Below are 13,017 nucleotides of genomic sequence, written 5' to 3' on the forward strand. Positions count from 1 at the left end.
GTTTCTCATTTTTTACTCGAGAGGTTCAATCCCTTGTCCTTCTTCTCTCTTCATTTTTCTCGAAACATACTCATTTTGCTCTACACCATTAGTTGAAGAATTTTTAAACTGACTAAGGCGACCATTTCGATGCTCCCCGTTGTTTTTATTTTCTTTAAATTGATTGTTATGTTTTTTTTCGCTCATCATAAAACCCCATTTCTTTTTAATAAAACTTAGCATGTGGTAGCTACCATTATTTATACATACCAGCACGAAAACAAAAAAATTCACAAAGCTTAACGCTTTGTGAATTTTTTTGTACTTTTTATTTAGCTGCTTCGTAACGTTTAGCTACCTCGTCCCAATTAACCACATTCCAGAATGCTGCAATGTAATCAGGGCGACGATTTTGGTAGTTTAAATAGTATGCGTGCTCCCAAACATCTAAACCAAGAACTGGTGTTTTACCATCAGTTAGTGGAGAATCTTGATTAGGTGTACTTGTGATTTCTAATTTGCCGTTATTTACAACAAGCCAAGCCCAACCTGAACCAAAACGTCCTTTTGCTGCATCGGCAAATTTTGTTTTAAATTCTTCAAGGCTACCGAATGTTGATTTGATCTCATCAGCTAATGCTCCCGTTGGCTCACCGCCACCATTTGGGCTTAGAAGTTGCCAGAATAATGAGTGGTTCGCATGTCCGCCGCCATTATTACGAACAGCTGTACGGATATTTTCCGGAACTGAATCCAAGCTTGCAACAAGTTCGTCAATGTCTTTACTTGCTAAAGATTCATGACCTTCAAGAGCCGCATTCAAGTTTGTCACATACGTGTTATGGTGCTTACCGTGGTGAATATTCATTGTTTGTTCATCAATGTGTGGTTCCAATGCATTTGCTGCATAAGGTAGTTCAGGTAATTTGTAAGCCATAGTAGAGTTCCTCCTTCAAATTTCATAACTGATTTCTCAATTAGATTACCATTAAAGAAAGCGTACCGCAATGAATATGCTTGCACTTTCTCATCTATCATTTCTATTCCCACTCTACATATGCATAAACATGAAAAAAACACTCTTTTGAAAAAGAGTGTTTTTTTCATGTTTAGAACGGAGGAAGAGGGATTCGAACCCCCGCGCGGTGTAACCCGCCTGTCGGTTTTCAAGACCGATCCCTTCAGCCGAACTTGGGTATTCCTCCAAATGGTGGACCCTGTAGGACTCGAACCTACGACCAATCGGTTATGAGCCGAGTGCTCTAACCAACTGAGCTAAGGGTCCATATGATGGGGCGGCTGATGGGAATTGAACCCACGAGTGCCGGAATCACAATCCGGTGCGTTAACCACTTCGCCACAACCGCCAAGCTGTGTCATTATGTAAATGTTATGGTAGCGGCGGAGGGGATCGAACCCCCGACCTCACGGGTATGAACCGTACGCTCTAGCCAGCTGAGCTACACCGCCAATGGCTCCACAGGCAGGATTCGAACCTGCGACCGATCGGTTAACAGCCGATAGCTCTACCACTGAGCTACTGTGGATCGTTTGTGTTTCGTTAAGGACAAGAATTATATTACCATGATTTATCAGAGTGTGCAATACCTTTTTGAAAAAAAGATCGGACTTTTTGTCCGATCTTTCTTTTTTATTGTTCATCGATAACTACTTCAGCAATATTGACAGAATGATCACCAATCCGTTCTAGGTTTGAGATAATATCTACAAAGATAATACCAGCTGCTCCAGAACATTCTCCATCATTCATCCGTTGAATATGTTGCTTACGCAGTTTTCTTTCCATTTTATCAATCAATTCTTCGTGTTTAAGGACGTCATGCGCTTTATCTAAATCATCTTTTTCAAGTGAATCCATTGCTTCTTCCAAAGTAGAATAAGTCAATTCAAACATTTCATTTAGATCAGCAAGAGCGATACCACTTAGTGTTACCTTATTTGCCTTTTGATAATCTTTTAATTCAACAATGTTCTCCATATGGTCACCAATTCGTTCAATGTCTCTAACCGCATTTAATAAAGTTGAATGAAGGTTTGAATCAGTTGCTGACAAAGACCTAGCCGAAATTTTCACCAAGTAATCAGTAATTTCTCGGTCAAGATTATTAATAGCTAACTCATATTGTAAAGCTAAATCAGCATCCTTTTTCTCCCCAGTTTCCATATAACGAATGGCTTGTTTTAATCCTCGTTTTGAGTAATCGGCCATATGAATCACTTCTTGTTTAGCTTGTCCCAATGCTATTGCTGGTGAGTTCCCGATAAAGATCGGATCCAAATGCTTTGGTTTGTAATCTAAATCTAACCCGTCCCCAGGTACAAGTTTGGTAACAATATATGCAAGTGATGCTATAAAAGGAAATTGAATAATGACGTTTGACACATTGTAAACCCCATGTGCAGATGCAATTTGCATAGCAGGATTTAAATTAAATTGTCCTGCTAAGTACTCAATACAGGTAACAAATAACGGAAATGCAATCATTACAAGAATCGCGCCAATTACATTAAAAATAACATGAGTAAGAGCTGCTCTTCTTGCCGCTACGGTCGCACCGATAGCTACTAATACGGCTGTAAGAGTTGTTCCAATGTTATCTCCAATTAAAACTGGCAATGCTGCTCCAAGACTCATAGCACCTTGCTCATATAATTGTTGAACTAAACCAATTGCTGCTGTTGAGCTTTGTAATGCAACGGCTAAAATAACTCCGACTACTACACCAAGAAGAGGGTTTTCACTCATACGTGCAGTGAAATCAACAAATGGCTCCCAACCACTAAGTGGACGCAAACTGCTACCCATAAGGTCTAGACCATAGAAAAGTCCACCAAAACCAAAAATGACTTGGCCAATAGAAGTTATTCTTTTCTTTTTAAAGAAGAAAATCAAAAAAGCCCCGACTGCCATAATGGGTAGACTATATTCTTTGATCGGTAAGCCAATAATAAACGCCGTTGTTGTTGTACCAATATTTGCGCCCATAATAACCGCAATTGCTTGTCTCAATTTCATAAAACCCGCGTTAACTAACCCAATTGTTAATACAGTTGTCGCAGTGCTACTCTGAAGCAAAATCGTAACAACGATACCGGCGATTAACCCCATAAAAGGATTTGATGTATATTTGTCTAATAAATCCCGTAATCGGTCACCTGCTGTTTTTTGGAGCCCGTCTCCCATATATTTAACGGAAAACAGGAAAATCCCAATTCCCCCCAGGAACGTGAACAGCAACGCTTGAAACTCTCCCACACATCTCATCCCTTCATCCAACTCATTTTTAGTTGTCTTTCGACAAACCTCAACAATGATGTTCCGTGTCTATTATTAAACAATCTTCAAGTGTTTGTAAACATGCATTTTCATATCTTTACACTTTTTTTACAAAAGAAATATATAAACCATTACCTAACTCCCTACACATAGGCGAATCAATCATCTTCACCTCTTACTGTGCACAAATTACAACAATGCTATCAAAGAATTGTAAAGTTTTGATTATAAATAAAATAAAATCAAAAAAAGCCGACCTGTTTTTTTACAGATCAGCTTTTTTATTCAACTTCTTACTTCGAATCTTTGTTATCCATTTCTTTTGCTTCTATTGCTTTGACTAGAATTCTCGTGCCATCAACTGAAACAACTTCAATGTCCGCATCTGACTGAATCCACTGACCTCCACTTGTCGCACTGTAAGGTTCACCATCAATTTCTGCTGTCCCTGTTGGACGAAAAGCCGTTAACGCTTTTCCTTGCTTCCCTATTAAATCTTTATAGCTCTCATTCATCGAATTATAACCGGCTTCAGAGGACAACGTATCTTTCAGTGTCATTTTCGCCCACATATTCCTATGAGGAAAGACCTTCAAAAATAACAATGAAGAAAACGCACCAACGATCGTTGCCATCCCTACAAGGATGCTATAAACCATATCAGGAGCAGGAACCGCTAAACCAACGATCATAAAAATGATACCTATTGCAGCAATCGTCCCATCTGAAGTGACATTCCCATCAAATATGATTAATCCAAGACCAATCAAATAGAAAATAATTACCCATGTTCCGGTATCACCATTCAGGTGATGGAGAAAGTAAACGCTTATTAGACCGAGACCAAGTAAGCCAAACAATCCTCTTGCCCGCACAAGCAATTCTCCAATCAAAAACAATGTCCCTAAAGCAACAACGAGAAATCCTACTGTTGCTGAATCCAACCAATCAATCATTATTGGAACCTCCCATCATTTCATTTCCTTTTCTCCTTCATACGTTGTTCGCACTCTTTTGGTTTCATTCCAAAACAAAAAGAGAGGAAGCCTCCTCTCTATTATGAACGAAATGCATCACGAATGGAATTAAAAAAGCGTTTTAACGCATCAACGATTCCGTCAAAAAAAGATTGCGCCTCTTCACTATCAAGCAAACCTGCTAAATTTTCACGGGCCTTGTCTAATTGATCTTTCATTCCATTCCAATCAATATCAAGTTCTTTCATTTTCATAAATAATGCAGTTAACTCATTTGTTTCTTCTTCGCTTAATGTAATATTTATTTCTTCTGCCAATTGAAGAATAATCGTTCTCATCTCATCTTCTGTTTTTATATCCGTTGTTGCTATTTTTTCTTTTATGCGAATGATTAGTTCATTTGCATCTTGATTTCCAACAGAATCAGCTAACTCCGCTGTTCGAATCATTTCTTCATTTGCAACATTTTTTTGTTCCTCTGGAATATCGATATTAGCAGCTGTCTCATATGCTTTAATTAAGCCCGTTAAAGCAGCTGTTCCCGAGACTTCAAATGGAGCAGTGACATACACTTCAGCATCTTTTACCCCCGCTGTAATTAGTGCATTTGCATACATTTCATTTGTAACCCAATTGATTTCATCGGCTTTTACTTGTATCCCGGTGCCGCCTTTTCCAATCATGATTTTTGAAGAAGACAAAGCGCGACTGCCAATCTGTTTAGCGCTAATATACTCTCCTAAATAAAGATGTTCTTCCTCATTTGTTACATACAACGTTTCGACGTCGTCAGTAACGCCCATCTTTTGTAGAATTTCATTTTTTTGATTGGATGTTAGGTCCTCACCTAATGTAATAAAAACGTCACCCGGCACAGTATCAGCTTTGGCCGTATTAGAAAAAACAGTTCCAGCAACCGCAAGTGATAATACAATTGCCACTAGTTTTCGATTTACTTTCAATGAATAGCTCCTCCTTCTTGAAGAGACTGGTTAAGCAGCCTTCACATACAAGTTACCGTTTTACCAATAGAAGGAGAAGGGTCTAAAGTCTTAGTTAGTTGTTTATTTTTGTGTGATTCTTTGAATCATCTGCCTAAAATTAGGTAGAAAAACAAGTAGACAAGCTAAAACTGTGAACATAAGACCAAAAAGCTCGACCAATCCCTCCTTTTGCATCCAGCGTCCGTAAAAGAGAGGAGCTGTTGCTATGCCAATGAAACGAGCCATCGTTAATCCAGCAACGATCCGTGACCGAAACAATTCATTTTCTATATTTGCTAAATTATTGCTTGCTAATGGCAATGCTACTCCTGCACTTGTCCCAATTACGCATAGATAGAAGCAAAGCAATATAACTGATGAAGGAACAAAGAAGAAAACGCAAGAAGCAATTAGTAGCAGGGTCATCATTCCAACTTTTATGGTCATTTGCTTGTTTAACGTAATTTTTCGAGACAGTGAAGCGGTAGTAACCATCACTAAGAAAGGAAGTCCCAATAAGATGCCTTTAACAGCAGGAATCATTCCGATAAAGGAGAAATGATAAGAAGCATAAAAAAGCAGTCCGTATAGCAAAAAAAGATGGCTTAGACTTAGCGAGAAGTCCGAAATAATACGTACGAAATCATTCCTTGTTTTTTTAGCAGAAACTTGTTTCGCTTTAGTTTTTTCTACTCTCTTAGGTTCCTTTAGTTTTGGGATAAAGCATAATGAAACAATTGCTATGACGAAGAGTACAAAAGGCGCATAGCTCCATCCAACATAAATGAGCAAACTACCTAGAAGTGGACTAACCATTTTTGCAAGCCCATTGCTTTGTTCAAGGAATCCAAAAACACGTTTTTTTTCAATTGTCTCAACATAAAGTGCCGTGTACATATAGGTTAGCGCAGTCACACTCCCTGCTCCGGCACCCATCAAGGTTCTTCCTACCACCACTAAACATAAAGAAGACTTTTCAATCTCTAAACTACTTAGTGCAGCTCCAATAAGAACAACAACACAACTTATTTGTATCGTTTTTTTAATCGTTATTTTCTGTGCCATCAATTGGCCTATCGGTATACAAAGAACACCAGCTAAAGTAAACAGGCTTAACAGCCAAGCTCCACCGCTTTGGCTAAGATTGTAGCTTTCTTGCATGAAAGGTATTAACGGTATATACATTGAATTGCCAATGACAATGAGTGTTGGCAATAGCAATAAAGGAATGACGTTTATTTTCTTCACAATTACCCTCTTTATAGGAATACGTTTTTGACGACAGCCATATTCTATAGGTTGTACAGCTCTTTTTTGTTCATTCACATTAAAGGAGGCGACTAACAGATGAAGCGGATTGTTTATCTTATTATTGCTGTTATCGTTATACTGGGGATTTATCATGACTTAAGTGGGGGTACACTTTCAGACGAATCAACAGGTCCAACTCGATCTACGACCAATACAAGTTTGCCAAAAGAGATACAACAACCCGAGTCACCAATGTATCAAGAAGTCATAATCGAACCAGGACAAACCGTATTGTCGATTGTAGAACACTTACATGAAGGTCAAATAGATGAGTCGATTGATACAATTATTAGTGACTTCTCGAAATTAAACGAAGAAATAAATCCAAATGCTTTACAAGTTGGACATATGTACCGGTTCCCTCTCTATACCCCTTGAGGGAATTTCCTTGCCAGAAGCGTTAGTTCATTGATAGAATAAAAGGGACTCCATAGGAGAAAAAGACGGGCTGCTGCCCCTCAAAGGAGCGATATGGTCTATGGCCGAAAGAGTTCATCGAAAAAATACGCGTCCCGTTAAAGTTGGGAATTTAACAATTGGTGGTAATGACGAAGTCATTATCCAGAGCATGGCTACAACTAAAACACATGATGTTGAGGCCACGGTTGCTGAAATAAGCCGATTAGAAGAGGCTGGCTGTCAAATTGTACGTGTCGCATGTCCAGACATGAGAGCTGCCGAAGCGATTAGTGAAATTAAAAAACGAATTAACATTCCCTTAGTTGTAGACATTCATTTCAATTATAAATTTGCATTAAAAGCCATTGAAGGCGGTGCAGATAAGATTCGAATTAATCCTGGTAATATTGGGAAACGTGAAAACGTAGAAGCTGTTGTAAAAGCAGCTAAAGAAAAAGGAATTCCAATTCGAATTGGGGTAAATGCCGGTTCTCTTGAGCGGCATTTACTAGAAAAATATGGGTATCCCACAGCAGATGCAATGGTCGAGAGTGCTCTTCATCACATTAAGATTCTTGAAGACCTCGACTTTTATGACATAATTGTCTCCATGAAAGCTTCTGATGTTCATTTAGCTGTTGAAGCTTACGATAAAGCAAGCCAAGCATTTGATTATCCTCTTCATCTTGGGATTACTGAATCGGGTACACTTTTTGCGGGTACAGTAAAAAGCGCTGCAGGTATCGGTGTGCTTCTAAATATGGGGATCGGTAATACGCTCCGAATTTCATTGTCTGCAGATCCAGTGGAAGAAGTAAAAGTAGCAAGAGAACTATTGAAATCGTTTGGCCTTGCAGCTAATGCTGCGACATTAATTTCCTGTCCAACATGTGGTAGAATTGAAATTGATTTAATCAGTATTGCTAACGAAGTTGAAGATTACATCGCAACCGTTAAAGCACCAATAAAAGTGGCTGTACTTGGGTGCGCTGTAAACGGACCCGGTGAAGCACGTGAAGCTGACATTGGTATTGCCGGTGCACGCGGAGAAGGTTTGCTGTTTATGAAAGGTGAGATCGTCCGTAAAGTTCCTGAAGAGACAATGGTTGAAGAGTTGAAAAAGGAAATTGACAAACTTGCTGAAGAACATTATGCCAAACAACGCGAAGCTCAGTTGAACTAGGTTGATAAAAGCCGGCTCTTAAGAGCCGGCTTTTCATTTTAAAAAAAAGGGGAAAAAATGATAGTACCCGCGATGGAAACAACTCCAATACCAACTGCCCAAAATCCGAGTGCACGTGCTCCTTTTTTGACTGCAATAGCGCCGCAAATCACCCCAGCCACACCTAACAAAAGTGGTACTAAGAATAATGATGTGATTGATAGTACAAGCGCCATTGTGCCTAGAGCCTTTCCAGAGCTATCATTATTTTCTTCCTCTTTCCAACTAGTTTCTTGTAATTTCCGATGCGCAGGAAACTCATTTGCTGTTTCTTCGTCATATTTATGATCCGATCTTGCATCATAAATATATTCGCTTCCTTTTTCTCCGTCATGACCATCGACGTGGGTATTCAGAAAAGTTAAGGATGGATCTTCTTCGTCTACTAACCGTATTGGATCATTTTTGTCTTTTCTTTCTTTTGTCATTGGATCCCTACTTTCTTAAAAAGGATTACGCTTAGTTTGGCAAAGTAGAGACAACTAATTCATGTAAGTATTTCTATAAAGAGGTGTAATAATCGTGAGAAAACGTTTTGGACTTGATATAGATGGAACCATTACAGATCCTGCCACATTTGTTCCATATATTAATAAAGATTTTAATAAAACTTTAACTTTAGATGACTTGTCAGAATATGATCTAACAAAAGTCTTAAATATTACAGATAAGGAATTTTGGAGTTGGATGGAAACAAACGAACCATTAATTTATTCACAAGCAGAATTAGCATTACACGCAGAACAAACGTTGCATAAGTGGAGCAAATCACATGAGTTAATCTTTATTACTGCAAGAAGAAATCATTTAACTGAGGTGACGACTTCTTGGTTCTCAAAACGAAAACTCCCGTATGATCATATCGAATTGGTCGGAAAACATGACAAACTCGATGCAGTTCGAGAACATAAACTTGATGTTTTCTTTGAAGATAAGCACGATAATGCAGTTGCGATTGCAGAAGAATTTAATATACCGGTCGTTTTATTTGATACCCCCTATAACCGTTTAAGTAGCCCAAATAACGTTATTCGTGTAGCAAATTGGACAGAAGCTAACAATTGGATTGACAAGTGGCTTCATTTAGATTCATAAGAATCCTTGAGGACTCCTCACACATGTTTGGGGAGTTTTTACATTATTATAAAGCTCTAACGTAAATAAGACTACATCCTGTATGTTGGAGGATGTAGTCTTGTTCATTTACACTAATAATCTTTATTATTTTTTAGGCTTAAACGTTTGGCAGCAGGTTTCTTCACTTGTATCAGCAAACTCGATATGCGAGTGCGCAGTAAGGTCTTGACTTACTTCCATTTCATAATCCTTATTGTGGCTATTCCCATCAATTTCGACAAGAATCTCTTCTGCTCCACATTTATTTCCTTTTGCCCAGAATGAACAGTTTGCAACATTACAATTTACAACTGGTGCCACTTTTCATCCCCTCCTTAATGATATGTTGCTCTTAAGGAGAGACATCATACATGGTAGTGGCTGGTTAATCAGAAATTTTCACTAGCTGTTTCCCGATATTATCTCCATTAAATAATCGCTCAAAAGCTTGTGGGATTGCCTGGATTCCACCTTCTTCAACACTGTCTTTATATATTAATTTCCCGTCTTTAAGAAGTGAAGTAAGTTCTTTGTAAGCTTCTCCATTAAATTCATTAAAGTCACCAACTAAAAAACCTTGCATCATGGCTCTAGATTTCACAAGATATGGTTGTACACGAGGACCTATATCTTGTTCGCCTTTTTTCAAATTGTATGAAGAAATGCTCCCGCACACAGGTATTCGCGCAAAAGGATTAAGAAGGGGCCATATCTGATCTGCAATTTCTCCCCCAACATTCTCAAAATAGACATCAATTCCATCTGGACAAGCATTTTTTAGTGTTTGCGCGAAATTATCCGCTTTATAATTAATTGCAGTCGTGAACTTTAAGTCCTCAGTAATTAGTTTTGCTTTTTCATCTGAACCAACAAGTCCAATTACTCTGGCACCTGCATTTAGCGCCAATTGACCCGCAACTGAACCAACTGCACCCGCTGCTGCAGATACAACAACCGTTTCACCTTTTTTCGGAACGGCTATTTTATTCATTCCAAAATATGCGGTAAGACCAGGCATGCCAAGGACTCCTAAAGCCACTCTCGCATCCATACCGTGTACTTGTATCATTCGCAGATCCTCTGGTTTGCAAGCGGCATATTCCGCAAAAGGCATAAATCCAGTTACTAGATCCCCTTCCTTAAATTTACTTGAATCAGATTCAAATACTTTTCCTACAGCACCGCCAACTATAGGTTCTCCTATTTCAAAAGGTGCTACATACGACTTTTGGTTGGACATCCTTCCTCGCATATAGGGGTCAACCGATATGTATAGCAACTGAACGACTACTCCACTTTTTGGTAGTTCTGGACGAGTTGTCTCTTTTACTTCAAATGTGTCTTCATTCGGAAATCCATTCGGACGTTCATTCAGATATAAAACTTTCATCGGACATTCCTCCATTAATTTAGATTCACCTATCTATTCGCTACGTTATACTCTATTCCCCCTTTTACTCTATTCTAAAACTAAAACAAAAAAACGTCGACTTTAGTCGACGTTTTTACTGGCATTGTTGACACATTCCATAAATTTCAAACTTATGTCCTGTTACTTGAAAATGAGGAAACCGCTTCGCAATCGAATCATCAACTGGACAAGTATGAATATGCTCTGTTTTTCCACAATCCAAACAAATCAAGTGGTGATGATGTTCATTTGTTTTGCAACTGAAACGAAAACGTTTCTCTCCTTCAAGTTCGGTTGTCTCCAATAACTCCAGTTCTGCAAATAACGATAAGTTGCGGTAAATGGTATCAAAGCTTAAACCAGGATACAAATCCTGCATTGCTTCTAATACATCTTTAGCAGTTAAATACCGAGGATCCGCGGCAAATAACTTCAGCATATCTTCACGCTTGCCAGTATACTTATATCCTTCTTGTTTTAAGCGATTAAGTGCATGTATAACATCCATTCAATCAACCCTCTTTTAAAATCTTCTTGTTACTAGTTTAACGGAATCTGTCGCTACTGACTAGTACTTGGCTTTCTTTTTTTAAGTGAAAAGCGTCCTTGTTTTCCACGATTGCGCCCTAAAGCAATCGAAAGAAGCAAAATAAGCACCGAAATCATGACAATTACTCCACCAGGAGCTAAGCTTAATTCATAAGCTAAAATAAGACCGCCAATAACAGCAATTTCTCCAAAAATAACCGAGTAAACAAAGAGTTGCTTAAACCCTTTCGCAAACCTCATCGCACTTGCTACAGGGAGAGTCATTAATGACGACACGAGTAAAATTCCAACTACTCTCATGGAGGCTGCAATTACGAGCGCTACCATAATCATAAATACCATGTGAACTAAGCGCCTATTAATACCAGATACACGCGCCTGTTCTTCATCAAAAGAAAGAAAAAATAATTCTTTATAAAAGAAAAACAATACAAACAGAACAACAACAGTAATAACAGTAATCGTGAGAAAATCACTTCGATTAACAGCAATCACAGATCCAAATAGATAATTAAGCAAATCATTATTAAATCCGTTTGCCATTGAGATAAAAACAACGCCTAACCCAATGCCCGCTGACATAATAATTGGAATGGCAATTTCTTTATAGTGCACATAAACTTGACGAAGCTTTTCCATAAATAAAGATCCACCAACTGAAAAAGCCATCCCCATATATAAGGGATTTGCCCCTTGCATAAATGGGAAATAACTTCCAAGCAATAAACTGAAAGCAATCCCCGACAACGTAATATGAGAAAGCGCATCTGCAATTAAAGACATCCGCCTAACAACTAGAAAAACCCCTAGCAAAGGAGCTAGCAAACCTATCATCAATCCTGTTAAGAACGCATATTGCAAGAAATCATATGTTAATAAAGCATCAAGCATGACTAACTCCTTCGTGGCTATGTGTTAACAAATGGACATCATGCCCGTAAAAATCCAATTTATCTTTCTTCGCAGCAAACTCACTCGATTTTCCGTGAAAATGAATCGTTCGATTTAAACATGCGACTTGGCTGACGTGATCGGTCATTGCCCCGATATCATGAGAAATTAGCAATAATGTTTTTCCATGTTTCTCGTTTAAATCATGCAACAATCCGTAAAAATTCTCCACGCTCTTTGCATCAACACCAACTGTAGGTTCATCTAAAATAAGAAGCTCTGGATTACTAACTAGAGCACGAGCAATAAAGACCCTTTGTTGTTGACCACCGGAAAGTTCTCCAATATTTTCATTCACATATTCTTCCATCCCTACTTGACGAATGGCTTCATAAATTTGCTCTTTGTGTCGCTTTCGTAAAAAGCGAAACAAGCCAATTTTTCCATACAAACCCATTGAGACAACTTCATAGACCGTGGCTGGAAAACCACTACTAAAACTATTTGCTTTTTGGGAAACGTAACCAATTTTATCCCATTGGTTAAACCGATTCATCGATTGGCCAAATAATTCAACTGTTCCCTCTGTTGTTCGCAAGAGTCCAAGAAGCAATTTTACTAACGTTGACTTTCCAGAGCCATTAGGACCAACCAATCCTAAAAAGTCGCCTTTATTAATCGTTAGAGATACATCGCTTAAAACCGAACGCTTACCATAATAAAAAGTAATATTTGTTAATTTTGCTAATGTATGTTGAGACATTATTTCACCGTCCTGCTTTTTAAGAATGGTTCCGATTTAATCCTTCTCTCATTATAACGATTTTTTTATTCTTGTCTAGTCTAAAACATTATTTTTTATAACTACAAACATAAAAGAG

At 38.3% G+C, this 13,017-nt stretch carries 15 protein-coding genes and 5 tRNA genes; 3 read left to right on the forward strand and 17 right to left on the reverse strand.

What is annotated here, in order from left to right; all coding sequences use genetic code 11:
* Window positions 1-12: 12 nt before the first annotated feature.
* From BK584_RS24475 to BK584_RS03770, 11 genes are all read right to left on the reverse strand, one after another.
* Window positions 13-186 (reverse strand): hypothetical protein, encoded by a 174-nt coding sequence (locus tag BK584_RS24475; RefSeq protein WP_169871050.1) that lies wholly within the window; start codon window positions 184-186, stop codon window positions 13-15.
* A 121-nt stretch (window positions 187-307) separates the two neighbouring features.
* A complete protein-coding gene (gene sodA, locus BK584_RS03725; RefSeq protein ID WP_078391354.1) occupies window positions 308-916 on the reverse strand; it encodes a superoxide dismutase SodA in 609 nt (202 codons plus the stop codon).
* Between the two features lie 178 nt (window positions 917-1,094).
* Window positions 1,095-1,184, reverse strand: a tRNA-Ser gene (locus BK584_RS03730).
* Between the two features lie 3 nt (window positions 1,185-1,187).
* A tRNA-Ile gene (locus BK584_RS03735) sits at window positions 1,188-1,264 on the reverse strand.
* Window positions 1,265-1,270: 6 nt separating this feature from the next.
* A tRNA-His gene (locus tag BK584_RS03740) sits at window positions 1,271-1,346 on the reverse strand.
* Window positions 1,347-1,372: 26 nt separating this feature from the next.
* Window positions 1,373-1,449, reverse strand: a tRNA-Met gene (locus BK584_RS03745).
* Between the two features lie 2 nt (window positions 1,450-1,451).
* Window positions 1,452-1,526: transfer RNA gene (locus BK584_RS03750), tRNA-Asn, on the reverse strand.
* Between the two features lie 104 nt (window positions 1,527-1,630).
* Window positions 1,631-3,256 carry a Na/Pi cotransporter family protein gene (locus BK584_RS03755; protein WP_245808797.1) on the reverse strand — a complete coding sequence of 542 codons (1,626 nt, stop codon included), beginning with the start codon at window positions 3,254-3,256 and terminating at the stop codon, window positions 1,631-1,633.
* Between the two features lie 314 nt (window positions 3,257-3,570).
* Window positions 3,571-4,233, reverse strand: coding sequence for an NfeD family protein (locus tag BK584_RS03760; protein WP_078391356.1), 663 nt, complete (start codon window positions 4,231-4,233; stop codon window positions 3,571-3,573).
* 101 nt (window positions 4,234-4,334) lie between these two features.
* On the reverse strand, window positions 4,335-5,216 hold the full coding sequence (locus BK584_RS03765; protein WP_078391357.1) for a DUF1002 domain-containing protein: 882 nt from the start codon (window positions 5,214-5,216) through the stop codon (window positions 4,335-4,337).
* A 102-nt stretch (window positions 5,217-5,318) separates the two neighbouring features.
* Complete coding sequence (locus tag BK584_RS03770; protein WP_169871052.1) at window positions 5,319-6,485, reverse strand: MFS transporter; 1,167 nt, start codon at window positions 6,483-6,485, stop codon at window positions 5,319-5,321.
* 99 nt (window positions 6,486-6,584) lie between these two features.
* Between BK584_RS03770 and yqfZ the strand changes: the two genes are divergently transcribed.
* Window positions 6,585-6,926, forward strand: a complete 342-nt coding sequence (gene yqfZ, locus BK584_RS03775; RefSeq protein ID WP_078391359.1) for a protein YqfZ — start codon at window positions 6,585-6,587, stop codon at window positions 6,924-6,926.
* A gap of 100 nt (window positions 6,927-7,026) precedes the next feature.
* Window positions 7,027-8,130 carry a flavodoxin-dependent (E)-4-hydroxy-3-methylbut-2-enyl-diphosphate synthase gene (gene ispG, locus BK584_RS03780; protein ID WP_078391360.1) on the forward strand — a complete coding sequence of 368 codons (1,104 nt, stop codon included), beginning with the start codon at window positions 7,027-7,029 and terminating at the stop codon, window positions 8,128-8,130.
* A gap of 38 nt (window positions 8,131-8,168) precedes the next feature.
* Here ispG and BK584_RS03785 read toward each other — a convergent pair whose 3' ends face one another.
* Entirely contained in the window at window positions 8,169-8,597 is a 429-nt protein-coding gene (locus BK584_RS03785) for a hypothetical protein (protein ID WP_078391361.1), read from the reverse strand.
* Window positions 8,598-8,691: 94 nt separating this feature from the next.
* On the opposite strand from BK584_RS03785, the gene BK584_RS03790 reads away from it, so the two are divergent.
* Window positions 8,692-9,264, forward strand: a complete 573-nt coding sequence (locus BK584_RS03790) for a hypothetical protein (RefSeq protein ID WP_078391362.1) — start codon at window positions 8,692-8,694, stop codon at window positions 9,262-9,264.
* 126 nt (window positions 9,265-9,390) lie between these two features.
* On the opposite strand, the gene BK584_RS03795 is transcribed toward BK584_RS03790, so the two are convergent.
* The 5 genes from BK584_RS03795 to BK584_RS03815 form a co-directional block, all read right to left on the reverse strand.
* Window positions 9,391-9,606, reverse strand: coding sequence for a DUF1540 domain-containing protein (locus BK584_RS03795; RefSeq protein ID WP_078391363.1), 216 nt, complete (start codon window positions 9,604-9,606; stop codon window positions 9,391-9,393).
* A 64-nt stretch (window positions 9,607-9,670) separates the two neighbouring features.
* On the reverse strand, window positions 9,671-10,675 hold the full coding sequence (locus BK584_RS03800) for an NADP-dependent oxidoreductase (RefSeq protein WP_245808798.1): 1,005 nt from the start codon (window positions 10,673-10,675) through the stop codon (window positions 9,671-9,673).
* 115 nt (window positions 10,676-10,790) lie between these two features.
* Window positions 10,791-11,204, reverse strand: coding sequence for a Fur family transcriptional regulator (locus BK584_RS03805; protein ID WP_054710924.1), 414 nt, complete (start codon window positions 11,202-11,204; stop codon window positions 10,791-10,793).
* A gap of 53 nt (window positions 11,205-11,257) precedes the next feature.
* Complete coding sequence (locus BK584_RS03810; protein WP_078391365.1) at window positions 11,258-12,136, reverse strand: metal ABC transporter permease; 879 nt, start codon at window positions 12,134-12,136, stop codon at window positions 11,258-11,260.
* The gene (locus BK584_RS03815) at window positions 12,129-12,899 is read right to left on the reverse strand and encodes a metal ABC transporter ATP-binding protein (RefSeq protein ID WP_078391366.1); all 771 of its coding nucleotides are present in this window, start codon (window positions 12,897-12,899) and stop codon (window positions 12,129-12,131) included. Before BK584_RS03815 ends, BK584_RS03810 begins: the two co-directional genes overlap by 8 nt.
* Window positions 12,900-13,017 lie beyond the last annotated feature (118 nt).

Source organism: Shouchella patagoniensis (genome assembly GCF_002019705.1).
GTDB classification, from domain to species: Bacteria; Bacillota; Bacilli; order Bacillales; family Bacillaceae_D; genus Shouchella; species Shouchella patagoniensis.

What these genes read in the sequence shown, in the direction of transcription:
- ispG (WP_078391360.1), top strand. Translation starts at nt 7,027, where the DNA reads ATGGCCGAAAGAGTTCATCGAAAAAATACGCGTCCCGTTAAAGTTGGG.
- BK584_RS03785 (WP_078391361.1), bottom strand. Translation starts at nt 8,597, where the DNA reads ATGACAAAAGAAAGAAAAGACAAAAATGATCCAATACGGTTAGTAGAC.
- yqfZ (WP_078391359.1), top strand. Translation starts at nt 6,585, where the DNA reads ATGAAGCGGATTGTTTATCTTATTATTGCTGTTATCGTTATACTGGGG.
- BK584_RS03815 (WP_078391366.1), bottom strand. Translation starts at nt 12,899, where the DNA reads ATGTCTCAACATACATTAGCAAAATTAACAAATATTACTTTTTATTAT.
- BK584_RS03760 (WP_078391356.1), bottom strand. Translation starts at nt 4,233, where the DNA reads ATGATTGATTGGTTGGATTCAGCAACAGTAGGATTTCTCGTTGTTGCT.
- BK584_RS03810 (WP_078391365.1), bottom strand. Translation starts at nt 12,136, where the DNA reads ATGCTTGATGCTTTATTAACATATGATTTCTTGCAATATGCGTTCTTA.
- BK584_RS03800 (WP_245808798.1), bottom strand. Translation starts at nt 10,675, where the DNA reads ATGAAAGTTTTATATCTGAATGAACGTCCGAATGGATTTCCGAATGAA.
- BK584_RS03805 (WP_054710924.1), bottom strand. Translation starts at nt 11,204, where the DNA reads ATGGATGTTATACATGCACTTAATCGCTTAAAACAAGAAGGATATAAG.
- BK584_RS24475 (WP_169871050.1), bottom strand. Translation starts at nt 186, where the DNA reads ATGAGCGAAAAAAAACATAACAATCAATTTAAAGAAAATAAAAACAAC.
- sodA (WP_078391354.1), bottom strand. Translation starts at nt 916, where the DNA reads ATGGCTTACAAATTACCTGAACTACCTTATGCAGCAAATGCATTGGAA.